Source organism: Gammaproteobacteria bacterium, from assembly GCA_030680605.1.
Lineage (GTDB): Bacteria > Pseudomonadota > Gammaproteobacteria > SURF-13 > SURF-13 > JAQBXX01.
In genome coordinates, this window is the sequence record JAUXUQ010000002.1 from 52,806 (window position 1) to 74,547 (window position 21,742).

Below are 21,742 nucleotides of genomic sequence, written 5' to 3' on the forward strand. Positions count from 1 at the left end.
TCCATCAGGTCAGGTAGTTGAACAGTGACAGGTTCTGCACCTTGATGAATGACTGTTGTGCGGCCTGCAGCGCCAGTAGTTGAGCGTTGAGCTGGCTGGCGGCGGCAGCATAATCGAGATCCTGCACGGTGGAGAGTGTCTGCTTGATCTGCAGTGTGTAGGCGGCGTTCACGTCCTGTTGGCTGTCAATGGCGTTGATACGCGCGCCTATACCGGAAAGGGTGGCAAGGATGTTATTTACCGATTGATCGATGTCGGTGAGGGTGCGGTTCATGGCATTGTTGAACTGGGCCTTCCCTGCCGGACTGTTGATGGGTGCTTCCAGCGCTACCGCCATGTTCTGCAGGGTGGTGAAGATATCCTGATTGGCGCTGGGGGTGACGGTGAAGCTGTCGCCGCCCGCAGGTGCGCCGCTGACACTGGTCTGAATACCGTTGAAACTGATAGTTTCGCCACTGCTGTAAGGCTGGGCGTTCAGGACTGTGGTTGACGTGGTGTTGTTGATAACATCAAACGTGGTTGATGAGGTGAAGAGAATTGTGAAATTGTGCGCCTGGTAGGCAGAGGCACTTACCACCGTGCCCGTGTCGATAATGCCGTTGCCTGCATTGGCGGTATTTTCGAGTGTGGTGAACGCCCCGTTGCCGTTGCGGATCATTTGGAAGACTGCCGTGCCGGAATCATCCACCGCCACTTGTCGTGTAGGGCCTATCTGCAAGAAACGCTGGCCTTGATCGCCATTGTAGATGTAGCTGCCGGCCGCTGTGCGGGCGAACGGCTGAGTCTGGCCTTTATACCCCGCAAACAGGTAGCCGTTGCTCTCATCTTTGGTGTTGGCGAGGCTTAGCAACTCATCCAGCCGCTGGCGAATTTCTAGCGCAATGGATGCGCGATCACTGTTGTTAAGCGTGCTGTTGTTGGCTTGTACCGCGAGCGTGCGCACATTCTGCAACAGGCTGTTAACGTTGTTCAGCGTGGATTCTTCAAGATTGAGACGTGTGCGTGCGGCATCAATGTTCGACTGGTATTGATCGTTGACGGACACTGCCTGCGTCAACTCAAGCACCCGGCTGGCCCCGGCAGGGTCGTCAGAGGGTGTGAGGATACGCTGTCCAGTGGCGAGCTGTTGTTGTGTCTTGTTAAGCTGCGCCTGCTGATTAAGTATGCTATTGATGCCTTGTTGCTGCGCCTGGGCGGTCGATATGCGCATGGCCTATCTCCGCAGTGTGGCGAGCAGAGTATCGAACAATTCATTTGTGGTGCCTATAACGCGTGCAGCGGCCTGGTAGGCTTGCTGGTAACGTATCAGGTCGGCAGCTTCCTCATCGAGGTTGACACCTGAGACAGCTTCACGGGTCTGTATTATTTGATTGAGCAGGGCTTCCTGTGCTTTGCGGTTGATGTCGGCTTGGTGGGTCTTGCTGCCCACGTCGGCCACCAGTTGGCCATAGTCAGCTTGATAGGTTGCCGTTCCAGCTGCGAGGGTATTTTGAGTTTGCAAGCCGACCAGTAATAATGCATTGCGGTTGTCGGCGACACCGCTGGTGTTGGGCTCTACGGAGAATGTGTCGCCCGCCGCTGGTGTGCCGTTGAGCTGTATCTGCCAGCCGTTATAGGAGATGTTTGCGCCCGGGGTATAGGCCAGTCCCGTCGGATTGCCGGTGCCGGGGCCGGTCACATCGTAGGTGGTGGCGCTGGTAAAAGTAATGGTGACCAATTGCTGTAGATTGGTGTCGGCGGCGTTGACCACCGTGCCGGATGAAATCGTGCCGGCACCGGTGTTGGCGAGTGTCGCAGAGGTGCGAATAGGTGCGGCGGCTGCGATCTTTCTTGTGTCCGAAATGGCGACACCAATATTGGCTGCGCCGTTACGCGTGGGCCTGATGAGGAAACTGTCGCCTGTGTTGATGGTGCCGGCGCCCAGGCTGATCGTGACGCCATCAACGGTGGCTGGGGTGCCGGGGAAGCCTGCCAGCGTGGTGGTGGTGTTGTCCGACAGCCGTGTCAGCGTGTAGCTGCCCCCGGTATTTTGCAGCAGATAGTCGCTGGTGGTGAGTGCGCCGATGCTGGTGATGGAGGCGTTTACCACGCCAGTGCCGGTGTTGGGGCTGCTACCGGTGCGCGCGAGTACCTGGGCCGTACCACTGGTAAAGAAATTGGCGCCGAGCACGCCGTTCAGATCCTGGCCCGCGCCATGCTGGGCGTTGAAGGTGATGGCAAGGCCGTCCGCTACACGTCCCAGTGCGTTTTGTGCGCTGTCGAGCACGGTGCGGCGAAAGTCGAGCAGTCCGCCGGTAATGCCGCCAATCAAGTTGTCGGTGATGGTGGTGGCGATACTGCCGACCGTGATCGTGACCTCTTTACGTGAGGAGTCGAAGGCATTGGTGCTGGTGCTCAGGGTATTGGCCTGGGCGCCCAGTACCAGACTCTGGCCGCTGCCGATAAAGACATTCACCGCACCATCGTCTTGTGTCACAGTGGTCACCGCGACCTGCGTGGCGAGTTTGGCGATCAATATGTCGCGCTGGTCCAGCAGATCGTTGGGAAGTTGGCCATTGTTGGCGCCCTGGGCCGTTGTGATACTGCTGTTCAGTTTGGCGATGCCTGCCGCAAGACTGTTGATTTCAGCAACGGCGGTGGCGAGTTGCGAGTTTATTCCGTTATTGAGGTCGCTCAGGCGCCGGTCAAAATAATGAAAACGATCCGTCAACGCGGTGGCACTGCTCAACATCACCTGGCGCGACGGAATCGAAGCCGGGTTGTTGGCAACGCCCTGCACGGCGTTGAAAAATTCCTGCAAGGCAGGCGCGAGCCCGGCCTTATTGTCGGCGAGCAGATTATCTACCTGGCTTGCCATATTGTAATAGATTTGCAGCTGGCTGTTGGCCGAGGTATTGGTACGTACCTGCTGGATGAGGAATGCGTCGTAGATCCGGGTGATGCCGCTGACCTGTACACCGCTACCGATATAGCCGTTGCCGGAAAACTGTGGTGTGTTCGTCCCCAGCGCGACGCGCTGGCGCGAGTAGCCTTCAGTATTGACGTTGGCGATGTTGTGGCTCGCGGTTGCGAGCGCGCGTTGCGCGGCGATCAGGCCGGATACGCTTACGCCGAGTGTGTCACCGATGGGCATGTGTCAACTCCAGGGATACGCGAGAGCGGGTCATGTCAGGGTCTCCCCGCCGCATCAGTCAGCGGTTGTGCGCCCGCCAGCTGAAGATTGGCAACGGCGTCCCGCAAGGTATCACCGTTTAGGATGCTGGTAATCTTGTGAGCATAATTTGGATCCGTGGCGTAGCCTGCTTTCTGCAAGGCATGGGCAAAGGCCTCTGGACTTTTTGTCTGCTGTAGCGCTTCGGTGTAACGGGGGTTGGCCTGCAGAAAATTCACATAATCCGTAAAGCTTGCTTCAGGTGATGGGTAGACGCGAAACATGTCGTTGCGTCGGACGGCGATGCCGCCGACATACTCCAGTGTTGACACCGAAGCGCGTGGTCCATCCCAGCTGGTATGGGCCTTGATGCCGAACAGGTTGTGGCTGCTGCCGTGCGGGGCAGGCGTGACCGACTGGCCCCACCCGGTTTCGAGCGCGGCCTGTGCCAGCAGGAATTTCGGTGTAATGCCCAGTGCACGCGCAGCCTGTTGCGCGTGCGGCCACAGCTTCTGCACGAAATCTTCCGGGCCATCGAAGCCTGGTGCTTTCTGTCCCGAGACAGGTGTTGCATCGGTGTGAACGCGATCAATAGCTTGAGGAGCGCGTGTCCCCGTCGCTGCTGGTATGGACAGGGGTATGATCTCTCCGCGAAACAGACGCGAGGAAAATGGATTTGGAGGGTTGTCACCCAAGGCATCGGTGGCAGGTGCTGCGACGATATTGCCGCCCAGCTGCTGTACCAGCATGTCAGACAGCCCGATGCCACGGCCCTTGGACAAGGTGAGCGCCAGTTGCTGGTCAAACATGTCGCGGTACTGATCCGCTTCGGCGCTGCCAAAGAGGTCATCACCCAAGCTGGCCTGACGCATGCTTTGCAGCATCATCTGGGTAAACAGCGACTCGAACTGCTGGGCTACTGCACGCAGTGTCTCCGGGGAATTGGTGCGTGCCTCCGCGCGCAGGCGTGTGAGACCCTGAAAGTCTGTGTAGATATCGGCGCTGGGTACGGTGGACGTTATCATATGACTACAAGTTCGGCGCGTAGCGCGCCCGCCTCCTTCAATGCTTCCAGGATGGCAACCAGATCGCCAGGCGCAGCACCCACCTGATTGACGGCGCGCACGATTTCATCCAGCGATACGCCAGGCTGGAACAGGAACATGCTCTGCTTTTCCTGCGTTGCCGTGATATCAAATTTCGGCACTACTTGCGTGCTGGCGCCGGGGAGCGAGGCACTGGGGCCTGGGGCGAAGGGTGGTGGCTGGCTGACGATAGGGTTGGCCGCAATAGTAACGGTAAGACTGCCGTGCGATACCGCGGCAGGTGATACACGCACATGCTGGCCGATCACCACCGTACCGGTGCGCGAGTTGATGATGACTTTGGCCGAGGCCTCACCCGGCTCCAGCGTGATGTTCTCCAGCAGTGATACAAAACGTACCCGATCCGCGATACTGGCGGGTGCGACTACGCGCACCGAAGAGCCATCCAGCGCCTGCGCCGAACCTTCGCCCAGTGTGTTATCAATGGCAGCAGACATGCGATTTGCCGTGGTGAAATCGGATGTGTGCAGGTTCAGCGTCACGCTGTCGCCGCTGCCAAATCCGGAGGGCACGCTGCGTTCCACAGTAGCTCCGTTCGGAATCCGTCCGGCGCTGGGGATGTTGACCGTGATTTTGGAGCCATCAGCGGCTTCGGTGCCGAAACCGCCCACAATCAGATTGCCCTGTGCGATGGCGTATACGTTGCCGTCAACACCGCGCAACGGCGACATCAACAGTGTACCTCCGCGCAGACTCTTGGCATTGCCGATGGATGTGACGGTGACGTCAATGGTCTGACCGGGTTTGGCGAATGCAGGCAGGTCGGTAGACAGTGCCACTGCTGCAACATTCTTGAGCTGCGGGTTCGCGCCCGGCGGCAGATTAATGCCAAGCTGTGACAGCATGCTGGTGAGACTTTGCGAAGTGAAGGGCGCCTGACTGGTTTGATCACCGGTGCCATTAAGGCCTACTACCAGGCCGTAGCCTATGAGCTGGTTATTGCGCACGCCAGCCACCGCTGCGAGATCTTTAATCCGTTCTGCATGTGCAGTAGATGCAATCAGTAGCAAGCTGAGCATGGACAACAGAAGGCGTTTTATCGTCATGTCCGTGGTTCTCAAATAAGAGGCAATAAGCAGCAAGCCGTTATAAATATCCGGTCTTGCAATGTGCAGCATGCAACTGATATCTGCATGTTCAAAATGGCCATAAGGCGCTCAGAAAGAACCGGGCCAGCCAGCCAGCCGCATTGGCATCCGCTACCTGGCCTTTACCGCCATACGATATCTGGGCATTCCCCACCTTGGTTGAGAGCACTGAATTGTCGGGGCGGATATCGGCCGGACGTACAATACCGGCGATACGCACATACTCGTCGCCCTGGTTGAGGGCGATGAGTTTTTCGCCTCGTATCATGAGGTAACCGTTCGGCAGCACTTCTGCCACCGTGACAGTGATACTGCCGCTCAGGCTGTTCTTCTGGCTGCTGTCGCCGCTGCCCTTGAAGTCGCTATTGGAATCGAGTCCAGCGGCAAGCGTGTTATCCCTATTGCTCGCCAGGGGTATGATGCCGGGCACGTTAAATTGCGGTGTAGAGCCGAGTAGTGTCGGACTGTCGACGCTGGTGGAGCTGTCGCGCTTGGTGTTGGTTTTTGCCTCTTTGCTCGCTATGGTATTTTCCACCAGCTGTATGGTGAGCAGGTCACCCACGCGTTGTGCGCGCTGGTCTTCGAACAGGGAGACGGCATACCCTGCCTGATAGATCGCGCCATTGCGTGACTCCGGTGGCGGGGCCACAAGCGGGCGTGTCGGCGCGTAGGCCGGGTCAGGCTGCAGGCCGTTGGTCGCGCAGCCACCGAGCAGCAATGCCGGGCATGCCAACAGCATTTTCAGTAAGGTATGTTTCATGTCACGTTACCCTGTGCCGGACTTACAGGTTGTTGCTGATATAGCGCAGCATTTCGTCACTGGCTGCGATAGCTTTTGAATTCATTTCGTAGGCACGTTGAGCCTCAATCATGCCCACCAGTTCTTCCACTACGTTCACATTCGAGCTTTCGACTGAGCCCTGCACGATGGAGCCAAGGCCGTTCAGTCCCGGTGTGCCAGTCTGTGCGGTGCCGCTCGCGGTAGAGTCCACGAACAGATTGCCACCAATAGGTTGCAGCCCGGCCGGATTGACGAAGTCTGCGATCTGCAGACTGCCCACCTGCGTGCTTGCGGTGCTACCGGCGGGGAGGACGGAAACCACACCGTCAGTACCGATGGTAATGCTCAGCGTGTTTTGTGGAATGGTGATGCCGGGCTCCAGCAGATATCCGTTCGCCGTTACCAGTTGACCCTGCGAGTTCAGCTGGAATGCGCCGTCGCGTGTGTAGGCGATGGTGCCATCAGGTGTCAATACCTGCAGGAAGCCACGCCCCTGGATAGCGACATCGAGTGAATTGTTGGTCTGTACCAAGTTGCCTTGCGTAAACAGCTTTTCCGTGGCCACAGTGCGTACGCCGGTACCGAGCATCAACCCGGAGGGGAGTTGTGTATTTTGCGATGACTGGGCGCCTACCTGGCGTACGTTTTGATACAGAAGATCCTCAAACACGGCGCGCCCGGTTTTGAAGCCGGTGGTGTTGACGTTGGCCAGGTTGTTGGAGATGACGGCAAGACGCGTCTGCTGTGCGTCGAGGCCGGTTTTTGCTATCCAGAGTGCGGGATTCATGTGTATTCCTTGTTTTCTTGTTCAGTTAACCGAGACGCATAAGCTGGGCGGACGCACTGTCAGTTTCCTCGGCGGCTTTCATCAGCTTGACTTGCACTTCGAACCCGCGCGCGAGCGCGATGATGCTGACCATGGCTTCCACCGCATTAACGTTGCTGCCTTCCAGGGCACCGGAGATGAGTCGTATCTTGGCATCGGGCACGGCCTGAATGCCTTCCTTGTCGCGCAACAGGCCATCGGCACTCTTGCCCAGGGATTCAGGCGGGGGGTTTACCAGGCGGATTCTGTCTACTATCGCCAGGGTGGTGGCGCTTTGCCCGACGGGACGAATGGAGATGGTGCCATCGGCGCCGATTTCAATTTTTTCAGCGGGCGGCAGTGCTATCGGGCCGCCATTGCCGAGCACCGGATGACCAGCACCGGTTTCAAGCAGACCGTTGGGTGAAATTTGCAGATCACCCGTGCGCGTGTATGCCTCGCTACCGTCAGGCGCCTGTACCGCAATAAAGCCCACGCCATTGATGGCGACATCCAGTTCCCGCCCGGTGTTCATGATCTGTCCCTGTGTCAGATCGACTTCACTCGCTTGGGGTTGAGCATAGGTACGGCTGGCCCAGCCCGGTCCGCTGACCGGCAGGCTCTGAAAGACCGCGAGGTCGGCGCGAAATCCGGTGGTGCTGACATTGGCGAGATTGTGGGTATGGATGGACTGCGCCAGCATCGTCTGCTGGGCGCCATTCATCGCAACATAAATCATCCTGTCCATTTCAGTCTGTTCTCAAGGTTATTCAGTAGTCATGCCATTAGCGACGGATATTTATGACGGCCTGAGTGATGGAGTCATTGGTGCTGATGACCTGCGCATTCGCCTGGAAATTACGTTGGGAGGTAATCATGTTCACCAGTTGTTCAGTGAGGTCGACATTGGAGCCTTCCAGCGCACCTGCCTGAATCAGTCCCAGGCTGGCTGTGCCAGGTGATCCGGTCAAGGCTGAACCGGACTGGAAGGTTTCAGCCCAGTTGGTATTGCCGAGCTGTTGCAGGCCTTGCGGGTTGCTGAAGTTGGTGAGTGCGATTTGACCCAGTGCCTTCGACTGGCCGTTAGAGTAGCGCGCGAACACAATGCCGCTGCTGTCAATGTTGACGCCGGAGAGACGGCCGGTGGTGTAGCCATTCTGGGTCAGGCTGTTCACGCCGAAGGCACTGCCGAATTGCTTCGTCTCGGTGTAATCGAGCGTGAGTGCAATGGTGGCTGCGCCATTGCCGGGGTTGTAGGCGGAGTAAGTGATGGCGTTAGGCGGTGCTACAGCGCCATTCACGCTGGCGAGATCGCCGGTATTGGAAAAGCCAAGGGTATTGGCGCTATCGACGGCGTTGCCGTCAATATAAAGATAGCTCTCCCACACGTTGGGTGTGCCGGTCTTGCGGTAATACATGGTGGCGAGGTGTGAGGTGCCGAGTGAGTCATAGATGGTGGTCGAGGTTGAGTTGTTGTAGGAACTGGCGGCGCTGGGGCTAAAAGCACCCTGCACATTGCCATTGCTGGCCACCGCGATATCAGAGGCGCCCGCGCCCGTGACCTGGGTCAGGCCGGTGGTGTTCATCGTCAGCGGAACGGTACCCTGTGCGCCGGTGCCATCCGGATCCCAGTTCAGGGTCACACTGGTGGTGGTGCCGATGTCGATACCGGTGGTGGTGGTGCCGCTGGTAGTGGGAGGTGTAGTGGAGGCGCCGCCGACCAGCAGTTCCGCGCCCCATATATTGCCTGCACCGGAATAGGTGTAGCGCAGCGAGGCGTTGGTGATTGAGTTGCCGTACGAATCGACCAGAGTGAAGTCGGTGGTAGTGAACGGGCTGCCGCCACCGTCGGTTCGAAGTGTCTGCGTCCCGCTCAGTGCGAGCGTGGATGAGGTGACGGGCGCCAGCGGCACGGGGGCAGCGGCGTTGAGATTCATGCCGATAGTGATACCGGCTGTAGCGCTAGGGGCGATGTCGGCGGTGGACAACTGCAAGGTGCCCAGGGCGCCGGTGATATTGCCCGCGGCGTCGGCCTGGAAGGCGGTAAGCTTCTGGGCGGTTGGATTCACGACATAACCCTCCCGGTCTATCCCGAATGATCCGGCGCGTGAATAGACGATGGTGCCATTGTCGTCCAGCCGAAAGAAGCCCTGGCCGTTGATGGCGAGATCCATATTGCTTTGGGTGAATCCAATGTTGCCCTGGCCGAACTGTTGCGCCACTGCGGCAAGGCGCACGCCGCTGCCGATGGAGATGCCAGAGGAGCCGGTGCTGGTCGCGGCATAGATGTCACCGAACTCCGCACGTGAGGACTTAAAGCCCGTGGTGCTGCTGTTGGCGATGTTGTTTGAAATCACATTGAGCTCGGCAGCAGCAGCATTGAGCCCACTTAGTGCTGTACGGAATGACATGATCTATCTCCTCTTGTAACGGACGGTAAGTCTGCGACTCACATGCGATTAACTAGAATATTTGTCGTACGGCGGACAGTGCGATGGTGTTTCCCCCGAAGAGATTGAGGCTCAGCCCCTGCCCGTTATTGCCCAGGGTGACACTCTCGACGCGGGCATCGATCAGGGTGTCCGCGCCCTGCGCACGACCATCGATGAGAGTGGTGGCCTGGATGCGATAGCGACCGGGTGCGGCTGCCTCACCCCCATCCGTGGTTCCGTCCCAGCCAAAGGACACGAGTCCACTGGCTTGCTGGCCGAGGTCGAGGCGGCGTACCAGTTGGCCTGCGGCGTCGTAAATGGCGAGGGTAAGGTTTGAGGTACTCGTGGCAAGATCCACGGCACCGCTGAGGCCTGTGTCGGGGGCGAGTATGTTGCCATAGCTGCCCGGAGCCAGAACGCCGCGGCCTACCATACTGGCGCCCTGCAGGGCCTGGCCGGAGCCCAGACTGTCGGCTAGTTTGGAGAAGGCTGTCTGCAAATCCTGGATGCCGCTTACAGTACTGAACTGTGCGATCTGGCTCAGGAATTCGGCATTATCGAGCGGTTTGGTGGGGTTCTGGTTCTGCAGTTGTGCAGTCATAAGTTTCAGAAACTGTTCCTGGCCGAGCTTGTTTTTGGCGCCGGATGCCGGGGCTGTGGTCGTCGCCAAACCCAGTGCTTCATAAGGATTGGTGCTTTCTATAGTGTTCATTTATGTCTCCTGCCTACTGGCCAAGTGTGAGTGTTTTCAGTAGCAGCTGTTTTGAGGTATTGGCCGCCTCGACGTTGCTCTGGTAAGAGCGCGAGGCTGAAATCATGTTAGCCATTTCCTCTACCATGTTGACGTTGGGTAGATAGATATAGCCATTGGCGTCGGCCTGGGGATTCCCGGGTTCGTAGCGGCTTTGTACCGGTGCCTTGCTTTCAACGATGCCGAGCACCTGCACGCCGCGGCTGGCGTTTTGCCCCAGATCATTGCCGCCGTTGAGTGCACCCATCACGGCGGCGAATACCGGATGACGTGCACGGTAGGCTTGTTCCGCACTGCTGCTGGCAGTTTCTGCGTTGGCGAGATTGCTGGATGTGGTGTTGAGGCGCAGCGACTGCGCGCTCATGCCGCTGCCGGCGATATCAAAGATATTGAGTAGTGACATAGTCATTCACCTCTGATGGCGCCCAACAGGCCCTTGATTTTACCGTTGAGAAAGGTAATGCTGGCCGAATAGCGCAATGCGTTCTGCGCAAACTCGGCATGCTCCACTTGCGTATCTACCGTGTTGCCGTCCAGGGAGGCTTGGGACGGGTTGCGGTAGAGCAAGGAATATTCATCGCGGATGCCGGTGCCGGGCTGTATGTGCTTTGCATGGGTGACTGCGACCGATGTGTGGTCACCCGCCGCCTGCGCGCTGGCAAGCGCGGCCTTGAAGTCGATGTCGCGTGCGCGGTAGTGGGGGGTGTCGGCGTTGGCGAGGTTGGTGGCGAGGATTTCGGCACGCTGTGCATACAGGCCGAGTGCCTGCTCATGTACTCCAAATGCGCCATCAAGTGTTATCGGCATGTTGCTGGTCCTGCTTTAGCTTCCTGCGCTGCACAGGAGCAATCTCCGTGCCAGACGTGGGAAAGCCTGCCGGGAGCAGAAAAACAGCAGTTGCAGAGGGGATGGGCGGCACGGCGACAGGTGGGTGTGCGGCAAGATCATGCCGCAGCGGCAAGGTGTGGGGAAGGCGTACAGGTTATCGGCAGGCCGTGACCGGAACTGAAGTCAGTCTCGGGTATGCGAAGAACGGTGGCCGGATGTCAGCAGTAGTGCCGCCGGAGTCACGTGCTCGCGGATAGGGGCGATTTCTGCAGCTGATCCGGACAGGATAATTCCGTTAAGCAGCATACCCAACAGGCCACCGGCGTCCCGCTGCCACCCCACGCATACAAGATCCTGCATGGTTGTTACGGATGTCCTGCGGCGGCAGCTATCGCCCCGCCGTACTGTTCTTCAATCGGTAAACCACCCCGCTGGCATAGTGCACCATTTCGAAAGCGCTGCTCAGGTTGGAAATGGCCTCCGATGAGCCAAGGATCAGGTAGCCATCAGGATTGAGCGCTTGTGCCATCCGGGTCAGGATGTCACGCTTGAGGTCTGCCGAGAAATAGATCAACACGTTGCGGCAGAAGATGATGTCGAATTTGGCCAGTGCGGCGTAGCTTTGTTTGAGGTTTAACTCCTTGAAGCTCACGCGGGTGCGCAGCTCGGGTTTCACCTGCCACTTGCCGTCCACGGGTGTGAAGAAACGCTGGCGCCGCTCGGGTGACAGGCCACGTGCAAGGCTGGTGCTGTCATAGATGCCGGCATTGGCCTCTTTCAGGATGGCGCTGGAGATATCAGTGCCGACGATCTGTACCCCCCATGTCAGTTGCCCGGGCTTGCCCAGCAAATACTCCTGCACCGCAATGCTGATGGAGTACGGTTCCTGGCCCGAGGAGCAGGCGGCGGACCAGATACGCAGGGGCCGGCCGAGCGGGGTCTGTGCAAACTGTGGCAGGATATGCAGGGTAAGCGCGTCATACGGTGTAGTATCACGGAACCAGAGCGTCTCATTGGTGGTCATGGCGTCGATCACGCGTGTGCGCAGGCTGGCCCCGCGTATGCCGGACAGGCGTGTGACCAGTTCACCGAGCGTCGCCAGACCTTCTTCCTGCATCAGGCGGCCCAGGCGACTGCTGACCAGATAGTGTTTGTCTTCGCCCAAGAGGATGCCGCAGGCTTCTTCCAGAAGAATACGGAAGGCCTGGTACTCTGAAGGTGTAATGGTTGGTGAGGCCAAAAGATAAGCTCTTTTTGGGTGGAATATGTGGTTTATGATAACGCCGGTTGCAGGATAAAGTGCAGAAAGATGGCGGAATCGCCGATGCAGCGTGAGAAAACGCTCACCCCGTGCGCATTATAACCGGGCTGGCGATGATTGCCGCAGGCGTGATTTGAACAGTGATTTGGGCACGGTTCAGTACACACCTGCTGTATCGATGTGATCGCCGGGGCCGGACACACGCACGAATCGAGCCTACAGTAACCAGTAAGTAGTTCCCGCTGAATGCTGCGCATCAAGTCCGGTGCTTGTGACCCGATATGCACCGCTATCATGTGCCGAGGATGATCTGGGGCCGTTGCGGTCAGCCCGGGCCGGACTCTGTATCTAGGCCGCCTGGACCGAAGATGCCTGCTCCAGGTGCTTGATTACGTTCTGGGCCAGGTCATCGGCATGAAACTTGGGCAGGAAGGTGTTGGCCCCGACTTTCTGTACCAGGGCGGCGTTGAATACCCCGCTCAACGAGGTGTGCAACATCACATACAAATCCTTCAGGCGTGGATCTTTTCTGATTTCGGTAGTGAGTGTATAGCCGTCCATTTCCGGCATCTCGACGTCCGAGATCACCATCGCAAAACGTTCCGTAACCGACACGTCTTCATCGGCCAGCTTCTGCAGCAGTGTAAGCGCCTGGCGCCCGTCGCACGCCACGGTGCAGGTCACGCCGAGCTGTTCCAGCGTACGCACGATCTGCTTGCGCGCTACGCTCGAATCATCCACGACCAGAATATGCTGATGCGTGCGTCGCTCTGCGGCTTCCGCGCCACTGCTCTGGAGTACGGCATCAGAGACTTCGGTTACGGTGCCACTTACCTCGGCCAGCACTTTTTCCACGTCGATGATCTCGACCAGATCGTTATCGACATGTGTTACCGCCGTCATATAACTGTTGTTGCCGGCGCCCTTGGGCGGCGGCAGGATGGTTTCCCATTTCATATTGACGATGCGGTCTACGCTACTGACCAGAAACCCCTGTATCGAGCGGTTGTACTCAGTAATAATGATAAAGCTGCCGGCATACTCTTTGAGGGCGGGACCGCCGATAGCCAGACCCAGATCCATCACGGGGATGGTTTTGCCGCGCATGTGCGCCATACCGCGCACGACAGGGTGTGAGCGCGGCACATGGGTGAGTGGCGGGCACTTGATCACTTCCTGGATCTTGAATACGTTAATGCCGAAACGCTGACGGCTGCCAAGGCGAAACAGCAGCAACTCCAGCCGGTTGTGTCCAACCAGACGTGTGCGTTGATTAACCTCGTCCATTACGCCTGCCATGATACCCTCCTGAATAATATGGGAACTGCACTCTAGCTAATTGGGAATAGCGGCGGGCAGGGCACAAGACTTTAGTCTGGGAGACATCCGCCTGCTGGCATGTGATTTGCACTGATTCCAGACATGAAAACCCGGAACGCAGAAAAAATACCTGCCCAGTATGTCCTGCCACAGGCTGTCGAGAGCTGGCACCGGCCCGTACGGGCAGGTGCCAGCGGGGGTGGCAACTGCCTGCTGACAGGGGTACTTGCAGTATGGCTGCTGGGCTGTAGTTCGGCGCTGGCGGATGCATTTCAGGATCTGGATCAGATCATCGATGCCGTGAGTGAGTTTGCCGTGGAGGCGGGTGCTGACAGGTCAGCACGGGCAGGCGGGACATACCGGGTAGAGGTAGGCGCACTCGATTCGCGGCTGCGGCTTGCCGCATGCGGCACAAAATTGACGGTTTATGCACCGCCGGGCACGCGTAGTCTGGGCAATACTACCGTGGGGGTGCGCTGTAAGGGCCCCCGGCCCTGGTCGCTCTATGTGCCGGTGGCCATCAAGCTGTATGGTGAGGCCGTTGTGGCGGCGCGTCCCTTGGCCATGGCCAGCGTTCTGAAGTTGCAGGATGTACGCATGGCCCAGGTTGAGTTGAGTGCTGGTGCTGCCGGCGTGCTGACAGACCCGCAGCAGGTGGTGGGTAAGGTGTTGCGGCGGCCCCTGCCGGGCGATATGGTAGTGACGTTAGATAGCCTGGAAGAGCCGCGTCTGGTGCGTCGCGACGAGCAAGTGATACTGGTGGCCGAGGGCTCAGGTATGGAGGTGCGCATGCAGGGCCGGGCCCTTACCGATGGTGTTGCGGGCGAGCTTATAAAGGTGCGTAATCTCGGCTCCAAGCGGGTGATTGAGGGTACAGTGGTGGCGCCCGGCCTGATCCGGGTGCATATGTAAGGGCATAAACAGGGCTAAAGTTTCCATTTTGCCTGCCGCTACAATCAGCGGGGAACTATAAATAGGATTATTGGAGTGCTGAGTCATGACGCGAGAAATTGATGCATTGGTTGCCGGGCTGGGTAAGTCTCACGCCAAGGGTTCCGAGGCGCGCGTGGAGCGTGGGCAGGCATCGCAGGCGCAGGATAGCCATGTCGCTCCGGTTGCTGACAGGCTGAGCCTTACCGAAACCAGCGCCCGGGTGCAGGAGCTGCAGGCGCGGGTAGCTTCATTGCCTGTGGTCGACGAGCAGCGTGTGCAGGAGATCAAGCAGGCGATTGCCCAAGGTAGCTACGGGATCGACTCTGCGCGCGTTGCCGAAAAGATCGTGCGGCTGGAAGCCGCGCTCACGGATAAAGCCTGAGCACGCCATGACATCGCCCATGCACGCAGCTGACTCTTCCTCGGCCTCGCTGCTGGAAATTATGCAGTGCGGAATCGAACACTGTATGCAGTTATTGCAGGTGTTGCATCGTGAGCACACTGCAGTGACCAGTAACACCCCGGAGTTGCTGGAGCAGGCAGCACAAGAAAAACTGTACTGGTTACGGCAGGTGGAGGCGCTCGTCGATGCCCGCAGTGATGGCCTGCGCGCGGCAGGCGTGACGGGTGATCCACAGAGTGCAGCACCTGGCTTGACTGCCCACCCGGATGTTGTCGCACGCTGGCAACAGGTGCAGCGCATCCTGGTGGAGTGTCAGCGCCAGAACCAGATCAATGGCAGTGTCATAGAGCTCAGCCGTCGCCATACACTGCGTGCGCTTTCCCTGCTCCGTGGCCAGTCCGCCGACCAGACGGTTTACAGTGCCTCTGGTGAGGCATTCGGGCCACCTCCGCCGCACATGCTGGCAACCGCCTGATCTTTGACGCCCCGGTTTTATAGATCACACCTGCCCTGCACTGCCTGGCCGATGCCCGCTACCCATACGCCCGAGATACTGGCGGAACAGGCTGTTGACAAGGGTGTAACACGGGTGGAAAGAGTCACCCATGGGGCGCGTATTGCAGGCCTGGTGCTACGGCTGCATCAGAAACGCGCACTACTCTCGGTAGGCGTGCCGGGTGTAGCTGAGCGGTACAACAGTACCCTGCTTTCCGTGCGACCCGACAACAACAGCATGTTGCTGGATGAGTTGATCCCCAGGCAGGGCCATGCGCATCTGATTCAGCAGCGTGCGCTGCATGTGCAGGGACAATTGCGCGGTGTCGAGATCGATTTTTCCAGTGTGTTGCTCGAAGCTGGCTCCAAAGATGGCATGGCCTACTACCGGGTGGCGTTACCCGGCACGTTGAACTACGCGCAACGCCGCTCCCATTATCGCGCCCGCATCGGGGCGGGTAGTCAGATACGAGTAACTTTCATGACTGCATGGGGCGAGACGTTGTCGGGTCAGCTGTCTGATATTGCGGTGGGCGGACTCGGCGCCCGATGCAATTTTCCTGATACAGCGCTCAACCATGGCGACCTCATTCCCCGCTGTGTGATCAGGTTTGCGCCGCATGACGAGATATCGAGCGCAGTAGAGGTGCGTTCTGTGAGCAGGGAGATACAGTCAGGCCAGTGGCGTGTGGGCGTGCGCTTTTTGGATTTGGATATGGCGACGGAGGCGCGCATAGCACGTTTTGTGGCATCACTTGACCGCGAGATGCGCAAGCAGGACAGACAGCGGAAGTAGTCTGGTTGCTGTGTCGGCAGGCAGGTAGCGGTACGGACGAGTGTTGTCGATGCGATGTTGGTCGGGGTGAGAGGATTTGAACCTCCGGCCCCTAGCTCCCGAAGCTAGTGCTCTACCAAGCTGAGCTACACCCCGATTGAATGACAGTGGCGGACAGTACGTGTCACATTGCAAGACCGCAGCAGGGCAGGCATGCGTTCCCCAATGCCTTGCTGTTTGTGACATGCCACTCAATAACTGCGGCTGACAGAAAATTCGGCAAGCACGATGAGGGCGTCCTTATATGGCGATCCGGGTAACGCCGCCAGCGTGGCAATGGCCTTGTCAGCCTCCACCTTGGCCGAGCGCGCAGTGTACGCGATGGCCCCGGTGGATTCAATGGCGGCAGTGACCGACAGGATGTGCTCGCGTCCACCCGCTGCAATGGCATTGTGCAATACGCCCTTTTGCGCTGCATCGGCAGTACGCAGGGCGTGAATGAGGGGTAGCGTTGGCTTTCCTTCGGCCAGGTCGTCTCCCACGTTTTTCCCCAGTTGCTCGGACGATGCACTGTAATCCAGTGCATCGTCCGTGAGTTGAAACGCCATGCCCAGATGCATGCCGTAAGCGGCCAAGGCCTGCCGTACCTGTGCAGATTGGTGGCTGAGTACTGCGCCCAGCAAGGCAGCGGCCTCGAACAGTTTTGCCGTTTTGCAGCGGATCACTTCCAGATAGCGCTGTTCGGTGGTGTCCGGGTCATGGCAGTGCAGGAGCTGCAGGACCTCGCCCTCGGCAATGACATTGGTAGTGTGGGCAAGAATTTGCATCACCTCCATCTCATCGGCCTCCACCATCATTTCAAACGCGCGCGAATACAGAAAGTCACCTACCAGCACGCTGGCCTCGTTGCCCCATACGCTGTTAGCGGTTTCCTTGCCGCGCCTGAGTTCAGACCCATCTACTACGTCGTCGTGCAACAAGGTGGCGGTATGAATAAACTCGATCACGGCCGCCAGGCCGATATGCTGGCTGCCCTGGTAACCGCAGGCGTGGGCGGCGAGCAGTACCAGCGCCGGGCGCAGACGTTTGCCGCCACTGTTAATGATATGGCTCCCCAGCTGATTGATCAGCACGACGTCGGAGGCAAGCCGTTGCTGGATCAAGGCGTCTACCGCCTGCATGTCCCGGCGGATAAGGGCGTGCATGTCCTCTAGCGTCATGTGTCGGGCCGTATTGGGGGTATGGAGAGCGGCCATGCTAGCAGGCCATCCTTAAAAATGCAGCAACCGGGTGGCTCGTGCGGGAGGGGTTTGACCTTGGGCGCTGGAGGCGCTACAATTTCGGGCTCGATTGTATAGGCAGGGTGTAAATGGTATGTACGCGGTGATTGAGACCGGCGGCAAGCAGTACCGGGTCGCTGAAGGTGAGACGGTGCGAGTGGAGCTGCTGCCTGCGGAGCAAGGCGCTGTGATCGATTTTGATCAGGTGCTGCTGGTGGGTGAGGGGTCCGATATCAACGTCGGTGCGCCCTATGTTCAGGGCGGCAAAGTGACGGCTACCGTAAAGGCCCATGGCCGTGGCGACAAGGTGCGTATCATAAAATTCCGTCGCCGCAAGCATTACGCCCGTACCCAGGGTCATCGTCAGGCCTATACTGAACTTCAGATTACCGGCATTACCGCAGGTAACTAGCCCATTTAAAGGCAGGCAACCATGGCACACAAAAAAGCTGGCGGCAGCACCCGTAACGGCCGCGATTCCCAATCCAAGCGCCTCGGCGTCAAGTGCTTCGGTAGCGAGCGCGTGGTGGCGGGCAACATCATCGTGCGGCAGCGCGGCACAGCCTATCACCCGGGGGTCAATGTTCGGGTGGGCAAGGATCACACGTTGTTCGCCATCGCCGACGGCTTGGTGAAGTTTGAGGTGAAAGGTCCGCTGGGCCGCCGTTTCGTGAGCGTAGTGGCAGGCTGAGCACTGCCCGCAACAACAGCCTTGAGGAACCAGCAAAAAAGCCCCGCTTGCGGGGCTTTTTTTTGTGCCGTCGCAGCAACCTGCGGGTAGCGTGGCGGCCGTTTTACGCCCCGGGTTTTGCAGCCCTGCAAGGCAGAAAAGCCCTGCGTACGTCGTGCGGGAACAGCTGTCGAGTTCCTGTATAATATGGCCTAATCAAGATTGCGAAAGTGGCGAAATTGGTAGACGCGCTGGCTTTAGGTGCCAGTGGGGCAACCCGTGAGAGTTCAAGTCTCTCCTTTCGCACAAGCCTGCTAGTGCAGGCGCCCATCAGCCGTGAGGAATATTGACGATGCACGTATCGATTGAAACCACCACCGGGCTTGAGCGCCGGATGACTGTTGAGCTGCCTGAGGAGCGGGTAACGCAGGCCCTCCAGATCCGGCTCAGGAAACTCGCCCGCACCGTACGCCTGGATGGCTTTCGGGTAGGAAAGGTGCCGTTCACGGTGGTGGAGAAGAAGTTTGGAAAGCAGGTGCTGGGCGAGGTGCTGGGTGATCTGATGCAGCAAAGTTTCGAGGAGGCTGTGGAACAAAACAGCCTGCGGCCGGCAGGGGGGCCACGTATCGAAGCCCGCACCGCAAGCGAGGGCCAGGGCTTGGCCTACAGCGCGACATTTGAAGTATATCCCGAGATTGCCTGGGGTTCCTTCAGCGCGTTGAAGGTGGCGCAGCCGGATGCCAGCATTACCGAAGAGGACATCGACGCCATGCTGGAGACGCTGCGCAAACAGCGTCGCAGCTGGAACCAGGTTGAGCGCGGGGCCATCCAGGGTGACCAGTTGCAGGTGACCTTCACTACCCGCATAGACGGTGGCGAGCCGCAGGGTGACCCTGATAAGGAGCACGCCTTTATAGTGGGGTCCAATGCCCCGGAGTTTGATCAGCAGTTGCTGGGCGCAGAGGCCGGGCAGACCATTACCGTCAATTACAGCTTCCCGGCCGATTACCAGAGCCCTGACCTGGCAGGCAAACCGGTGGAGTATACCCTGCAGGTGATTTCGGTTTCCGAGCCGGTGCTGCCAGCACTGGATGAAGACTTCGTGCGCTCCTTCGGGGTGGAAGATGGCACGCTTGAGGCGCTGCGGCGTGAGGCGCGTAACAACATGCAGCGCGAGCTGGACCAGGCCATCCGTACCCAGACCAAGCAGCAGTTGATGGACGCCATGCTGGCGGCGTATCCGATTGAGATACCCAAGGCGCTGCTGGAGCGCGAGATCGATCATTTGCAGGCGCAGGCGCGCAATCAGGTCGGTGTTCAGGGCAGGGGCGCGCACGCCGCAGAACGGCCGCGTGACGAGTACGCCGCCGCCGCCCGTCGCCGGGTGACCCTGGGGCTGTTGTTCAGCGAGGTGGCGCTACGCGAGAATATCAAGCCCGAGCCGGGCCGTGTGCGCGGCCTGGTGGAAGGTATTGCGGCCACCTACCAGAAGCCGGATGAAGTGGTAAACTGGTACTATCAGAATCCTGATGAACTGGCGCGTATTGAGTCACTGGCGCTGGAGGATCAGGTGGTGGACTGGTTGCTGGCGCAAGTCGATGCCAGCAGAGTGCCCACAACATTTTCCGCCCTGCTGAATCCCGGCAGTGTCCAGACGATTAAAGGATAGGGGCGCAATGACCGATACGTACACTAGCAACGGAGCGGATTCAGTGACCAACCTTAACCTCGTGCCCATGGTAGTAGAGCAATCACCACGAGGTGAGCGTGCCTACGATATCTATTCGCGCCTGCTCAAGGAGCGCGTAATTTTTCTGGTGGGTCCGGTTGAAGACCACAGCGCAAACCTGATCGTGGCCCAGCTGCTGTTTCTGGAGTCAGAGAATCCTGACAAGGACATCCATCTCTACATCAATTCGCCGGGTGGCGTAGTAAGCGCGGGGCTGTCGATCTACGACACCATGCAGTTTATCAGGCCGGATGTGAGCACCATGTGCATCGGCCAGGCGGCGTCCATGGGCGCATTGCTGCTTGCGGGCGGCGCCAAGGGCAAGCGCTACTGTCTGCCGCATTCGAGGCTCATGATTCACCAGCCACTGGGCGGCTTCCAGGGCCAGGCCGCCGACATTGACATACACGCGCGTGAGATATTGGCGGTGCGTGAGCGACTGAACCGGATTCTGGAGAAGCACACCGGCCAGTCGCTGGAAAAGGTTCAGCGTGACACGGATCGCGATAATTTTATGGACGGTCAGGCGGCAGTGAAGTATGGTTTAATTGACTCGGTGCTGACAGAGCGCGAGGCCAAGAAGGCTTGAGCAACCAGTATGTGCGAGGCAATCGATGATCGACGATAAACACGGCAAGAGCGGTAGCGGTGACAAGCTGTTGTACTGCTCATTCTGCGGCAAGAGTCAGCACGAAGTGCGCAAGCTCATCGCTGGTCCTTCGGTGTATGTCTGCGACGAATGTGTCGAGCTGTGCAACGACATCATCCGCGAGGAAGTGCGAGAGAAGTCCACGCTCGCCAAGGGCAAGCTGCCCACGCCACACGAAATCAAGAGCATCCTGGATGACTATGTGGTTGGTCAGACGCACGCCAAAAAGGTATTGTCGGTTGCAGTCTATAACCACTACAAGCGGCTTGAGGTCGGGCAAAAGAAGGAAGATGTCGAGCTGACCAAGAGCAACATCCTGCTGGTGGGCCCCACCGGCTCCGGCAAGACCCTGCTCGCCGAAACGCTGGCGCGGCTGTTGAATGTGCCCTTTGCCATTGCCGATGCCACTACCCTGACCGAGGCCGGATATGTCGGCGAGGATGTGGAAAACATCGTCCAGAAACTGTTGCAAAAGGCCGAATACGATGTGGAGAAGGCGCAGACGGGCATCGTCTACATTGATGAAATCGACAAAATTTCGCGCAAGTCCGACAATCCCTCCATCACCCGTGACGTATCCGGTGAAGGCGTGCAGCAGGCGCTGCTCAAGCTGATCGAAGGTACCATCGCCTCCGTACCGCCGCAGGGCGGGCGCAAGCATCCGCAGCAGGAGTTCCTGCAGGTCAATACTGCCAATATCCTGTTTATCTGTGGTGGTGCGTTTTCCGGACTGGAAAAAATCATTCGCGACCGCTCCGAGCGGGGCGGCATCGGTTTCTCCGCCGAAGTCAGGAGCAAGGACAACAAAAAGAGCATGAGTGAGGTGTTGCACTCCGTCGAACCCGAGGACCTGATTCGCTATGGCCTCATCCCTGAGTTTGTCGGGCGTCTGCCGGTCGTGGCGACGCTGGAGGAGCTGGACGAAGAGGCCTTGATGCGCATTCTTACCGAGCCGAAAAATGCCATCGTCAAGCAATTCACGAAATTGTTTGAAATGGAGGGCAGTCAGCTGGAGTTTCGCGAGGACGGGCTGCTGGCAGTGGCGCGCAAGGCGCTGGAACGCAAGACCGGCGCACGCGGACTGCGCTCCATACTCGAGCGTGTGCTGCTGGATACCATGTATACCCTGCCATCCATGAGCCAGGTGAGCAAAGTGGTAGTCGATGCCGGCGTGATCAATGGGCAGAACGAACCACTCATGATATACGACGGTACCGAGCAGCAGCGTGCGGCGCCGCACTCGGGCGTGGGGGCTTGAATTATCGAGGCGTGGTCCGCATCTCGG

General features: G+C 58.6%; 23 protein-coding genes and 2 tRNA genes. 10 read left to right on the forward strand and 15 right to left on the reverse strand.

The window, feature by feature from the left end; translation table 11 throughout:
* Positions 1-4: 4 nt before the first annotated feature.
* The 13 genes from flgL to Q8L89_01750 all read right to left on the reverse strand — a co-directional run bounded on the left by flgL (position 5) and on the right by Q8L89_01750 (position 13,502).
* Positions 5-1,210 (reverse strand): flagellar hook-associated protein FlgL, encoded by a 1,206-nt coding sequence (flgL, locus tag Q8L89_01690; GenBank protein ID MDP1707779.1) that lies wholly within the window; start codon positions 1,208-1,210, stop codon positions 5-7.
* Positions 1,211-1,213: 3 nt separating this feature from the next.
* Positions 1,214-3,133, reverse strand: a complete 1,920-nt coding sequence (flgK, locus tag Q8L89_01695) for a flagellar hook-associated protein FlgK (GenBank protein ID MDP1707780.1) — start codon at positions 3,131-3,133, stop codon at positions 1,214-1,216.
* A gap of 35 nt (positions 3,134-3,168) precedes the next feature.
* Positions 3,169-4,176, reverse strand: coding sequence for a flagellar assembly peptidoglycan hydrolase FlgJ (flgJ, locus tag Q8L89_01700; protein MDP1707781.1), 1,008 nt, complete (start codon positions 4,174-4,176; stop codon positions 3,169-3,171).
* On the reverse strand, positions 4,173-5,303 hold the full coding sequence (locus tag Q8L89_01705; GenBank protein ID MDP1707782.1) for a flagellar basal body P-ring protein FlgI: 1,131 nt from the start codon (positions 5,301-5,303) through the stop codon (positions 4,173-4,175). Before Q8L89_01705 ends, flgJ begins: the two co-directional genes overlap by 4 nt.
* Before the next feature lie 91 nt (positions 5,304-5,394).
* Positions 5,395-6,105, reverse strand: coding sequence for a flagellar basal body L-ring protein FlgH (gene flgH, locus Q8L89_01710; protein MDP1707783.1), 711 nt, complete (start codon positions 6,103-6,105; stop codon positions 5,395-5,397).
* Between the two features lie 22 nt (positions 6,106-6,127).
* Complete coding sequence (gene flgG / locus Q8L89_01715) at positions 6,128-6,913, reverse strand: flagellar basal-body rod protein FlgG (GenBank protein ID MDP1707784.1); 786 nt, start codon at positions 6,911-6,913, stop codon at positions 6,128-6,130.
* Between the two features lie 25 nt (positions 6,914-6,938).
* Positions 6,939-7,679, reverse strand: a complete 741-nt coding sequence (flgF, locus tag Q8L89_01720) for a flagellar basal-body rod protein FlgF (protein ID MDP1707785.1) — start codon at positions 7,677-7,679, stop codon at positions 6,939-6,941.
* A 37-nt stretch (positions 7,680-7,716) separates the two neighbouring features.
* Complete coding sequence (locus Q8L89_01725; protein MDP1707786.1) at positions 7,717-9,342, reverse strand: flagellar hook protein FlgE; 1,626 nt, start codon at positions 9,340-9,342, stop codon at positions 7,717-7,719.
* Between the two features lie 52 nt (positions 9,343-9,394).
* Complete coding sequence (locus Q8L89_01730; GenBank protein MDP1707787.1) at positions 9,395-10,075, reverse strand: flagellar hook assembly protein FlgD; 681 nt, start codon at positions 10,073-10,075, stop codon at positions 9,395-9,397.
* Positions 10,076-10,088: 13 nt separating this feature from the next.
* Positions 10,089-10,517 (reverse strand): flagellar basal body rod protein FlgC, encoded by a 429-nt coding sequence (gene flgC, locus Q8L89_01735; protein MDP1707788.1) that lies wholly within the window; start codon positions 10,515-10,517, stop codon positions 10,089-10,091.
* A 2-nt stretch (positions 10,518-10,519) separates the two neighbouring features.
* Positions 10,520-10,921: a flagellar basal body rod protein FlgB gene (gene flgB / locus Q8L89_01740; protein ID MDP1707789.1), complete on the reverse strand. Its 402-nt coding sequence runs from the start codon at positions 10,919-10,921 to the stop codon at positions 10,520-10,522.
* Between the two features lie 409 nt (positions 10,922-11,330).
* On the reverse strand, positions 11,331-12,182 hold the full coding sequence (locus tag Q8L89_01745) for a protein-glutamate O-methyltransferase CheR (GenBank protein ID MDP1707790.1): 852 nt from the start codon (positions 12,180-12,182) through the stop codon (positions 11,331-11,333).
* 369 nt (positions 12,183-12,551) lie between these two features.
* Positions 12,552-13,502: a chemotaxis protein CheV gene (locus Q8L89_01750; protein ID MDP1707791.1), complete on the reverse strand. Its 951-nt coding sequence runs from the start codon at positions 13,500-13,502 to the stop codon at positions 12,552-12,554.
* A gap of 123 nt (positions 13,503-13,625) precedes the next feature.
* On the opposite strand from Q8L89_01750, the gene flgA reads away from it, so the two are divergent.
* From flgA to Q8L89_01770, 4 genes are all read left to right on the forward strand, one after another.
* On the forward strand, positions 13,626-14,435 hold the full coding sequence (gene flgA / locus Q8L89_01755; GenBank protein MDP1707792.1) for a flagellar basal body P-ring formation chaperone FlgA: 810 nt from the start codon (positions 13,626-13,628) through the stop codon (positions 14,433-14,435).
* Between the two features lie 85 nt (positions 14,436-14,520).
* Positions 14,521-14,838: a flagellar biosynthesis anti-sigma factor FlgM gene (gene flgM / locus Q8L89_01760; GenBank protein ID MDP1707793.1), complete on the forward strand. Its 318-nt coding sequence runs from the start codon at positions 14,521-14,523 to the stop codon at positions 14,836-14,838.
* 19 nt (positions 14,839-14,857) lie between these two features.
* Positions 14,858-15,334, forward strand: a complete 477-nt coding sequence (locus Q8L89_01765) for a flagellar protein FlgN (protein ID MDP1707794.1) — start codon at positions 14,858-14,860, stop codon at positions 15,332-15,334.
* Between the two features lie 51 nt (positions 15,335-15,385).
* The gene (locus Q8L89_01770; protein MDP1707795.1) at positions 15,386-16,150 is read left to right on the forward strand and encodes a flagellar brake protein; all 765 of its coding nucleotides are present in this window, start codon (positions 15,386-15,388) and stop codon (positions 16,148-16,150) included.
* A 58-nt stretch (positions 16,151-16,208) separates the two neighbouring features.
* Here the strand turns inward: Q8L89_01770 and Q8L89_01775 are convergent.
* Positions 16,209-16,285 (reverse strand) — tRNA-Pro (locus Q8L89_01775).
* A gap of 95 nt (positions 16,286-16,380) precedes the next feature.
* A complete protein-coding gene (locus Q8L89_01780; GenBank protein MDP1707796.1) occupies positions 16,381-17,349 on the reverse strand; it encodes a polyprenyl synthetase family protein in 969 nt (322 codons plus the stop codon).
* Between the two features lie 154 nt (positions 17,350-17,503).
* Here Q8L89_01780 and rplU point away from each other — a divergent pair, with 154 nt between their 5' ends.
* From rplU to clpX, 6 genes are all read left to right on the forward strand, one after another.
* Positions 17,504-17,821 (forward strand): 50S ribosomal protein L21, encoded by a 318-nt coding sequence (rplU, locus tag Q8L89_01785; protein MDP1707797.1) that lies wholly within the window; start codon positions 17,504-17,506, stop codon positions 17,819-17,821.
* Between the two features lie 21 nt (positions 17,822-17,842).
* Entirely contained in the window at positions 17,843-18,100 is a 258-nt protein-coding gene (gene rpmA, locus Q8L89_01790) for a 50S ribosomal protein L27 (protein MDP1707798.1), read from the forward strand.
* Positions 18,101-18,303: 203 nt separating this feature from the next.
* Positions 18,304-18,385: transfer RNA gene (locus Q8L89_01795), tRNA-Leu, on the forward strand.
* Positions 18,386-18,431: 46 nt separating this feature from the next.
* Positions 18,432-19,748, forward strand: a complete 1,317-nt coding sequence (gene tig / locus Q8L89_01800) for a trigger factor (GenBank protein ID MDP1707799.1) — start codon at positions 18,432-18,434, stop codon at positions 19,746-19,748.
* Between the two features lie 7 nt (positions 19,749-19,755).
* Entirely contained in the window at positions 19,756-20,397 is a 642-nt protein-coding gene (clpP, locus tag Q8L89_01805) for an ATP-dependent Clp endopeptidase proteolytic subunit ClpP (GenBank protein MDP1707800.1), read from the forward strand.
* A gap of 25 nt (positions 20,398-20,422) precedes the next feature.
* A complete protein-coding gene (gene clpX, locus Q8L89_01810) occupies positions 20,423-21,715 on the forward strand; it encodes an ATP-dependent Clp protease ATP-binding subunit ClpX (GenBank protein ID MDP1707801.1) in 1,293 nt (430 codons plus the stop codon).
* Positions 21,716-21,742 lie beyond the last annotated feature (27 nt).

Bases quoted from the DNA above. Each gene is read 5' to 3' on its own strand.
- Q8L89_01765 (MDP1707794.1), top strand. From the start codon at position 14,858: ATGCACGCAGCTGACTCTTCCTCGGCCTCGCTGCTGGAAATTATGCAG.
- rplU (MDP1707797.1), top strand. From the start codon at position 17,504: ATGTACGCGGTGATTGAGACCGGCGGCAAGCAGTACCGGGTCGCTGAA.
- flgL (MDP1707779.1), bottom strand. From the start codon at position 1,210: ATGCGCATATCGACCGCCCAGGCGCAGCAACAAGGCATCAATAGCATA.
- flgF (MDP1707785.1), bottom strand. From the start codon at position 7,679: ATGGACAGGATGATTTATGTTGCGATGAATGGCGCCCAGCAGACGATG.
- Q8L89_01725 (MDP1707786.1), bottom strand. From the start codon at position 9,342: ATGTCATTCCGTACAGCACTAAGTGGGCTCAATGCTGCTGCTGCCGAG.
- rpmA (MDP1707798.1), top strand. From the start codon at position 17,843: ATGGCACACAAAAAAGCTGGCGGCAGCACCCGTAACGGCCGCGATTCC.
- clpP (MDP1707800.1), top strand. From the start codon at position 19,756: ATGACCGATACGTACACTAGCAACGGAGCGGATTCAGTGACCAACCTT.
- Q8L89_01750 (MDP1707791.1), bottom strand. From the start codon at position 13,502: ATGGCAGGCGTAATGGACGAGGTTAATCAACGCACACGTCTGGTTGGA.
- flgH (MDP1707783.1), bottom strand. From the start codon at position 6,105: ATGAAACATACCTTACTGAAAATGCTGTTGGCATGCCCGGCATTGCTG.
- Q8L89_01780 (MDP1707796.1), bottom strand. From the start codon at position 17,349: ATGACGCTAGAGGACATGCACGCCCTTATCCGCCGGGACATGCAGGCG.
- flgG (MDP1707784.1), bottom strand. From the start codon at position 6,913: ATGAATCCCGCACTCTGGATAGCAAAAACCGGCCTCGACGCACAGCAG.
- Q8L89_01730 (MDP1707787.1), bottom strand. From the start codon at position 10,075: ATGAACACTATAGAAAGCACCAATCCTTATGAAGCACTGGGTTTGGCG.
- flgA (MDP1707792.1), top strand. From the start codon at position 13,626: ATGAAAACCCGGAACGCAGAAAAAATACCTGCCCAGTATGTCCTGCCA.
- flgC (MDP1707788.1), bottom strand. From the start codon at position 10,517: ATGTCACTACTCAATATCTTTGATATCGCCGGCAGCGGCATGAGCGCG.
- clpX (MDP1707801.1), top strand. From the start codon at position 20,423: ATGATCGACGATAAACACGGCAAGAGCGGTAGCGGTGACAAGCTGTTG.
- tig (MDP1707799.1), top strand. From the start codon at position 18,432: ATGCACGTATCGATTGAAACCACCACCGGGCTTGAGCGCCGGATGACT.
- flgK (MDP1707780.1), bottom strand. From the start codon at position 3,133: ATGCCCATCGGTGACACACTCGGCGTAAGCGTATCCGGCCTGATCGCC.
- Q8L89_01770 (MDP1707795.1), top strand. From the start codon at position 15,386: ATGCCCGCTACCCATACGCCCGAGATACTGGCGGAACAGGCTGTTGAC.
- flgJ (MDP1707781.1), bottom strand. From the start codon at position 4,176: ATGATAACGTCCACCGTACCCAGCGCCGATATCTACACAGACTTTCAG.
- Q8L89_01705 (MDP1707782.1), bottom strand. From the start codon at position 5,303: ATGACGATAAAACGCCTTCTGTTGTCCATGCTCAGCTTGCTACTGATT.
- flgM (MDP1707793.1), top strand. From the start codon at position 14,521: ATGACGCGAGAAATTGATGCATTGGTTGCCGGGCTGGGTAAGTCTCAC.
- flgB (MDP1707789.1), bottom strand. From the start codon at position 10,921: ATGCCGATAACACTTGATGGCGCATTTGGAGTACATGAGCAGGCACTC.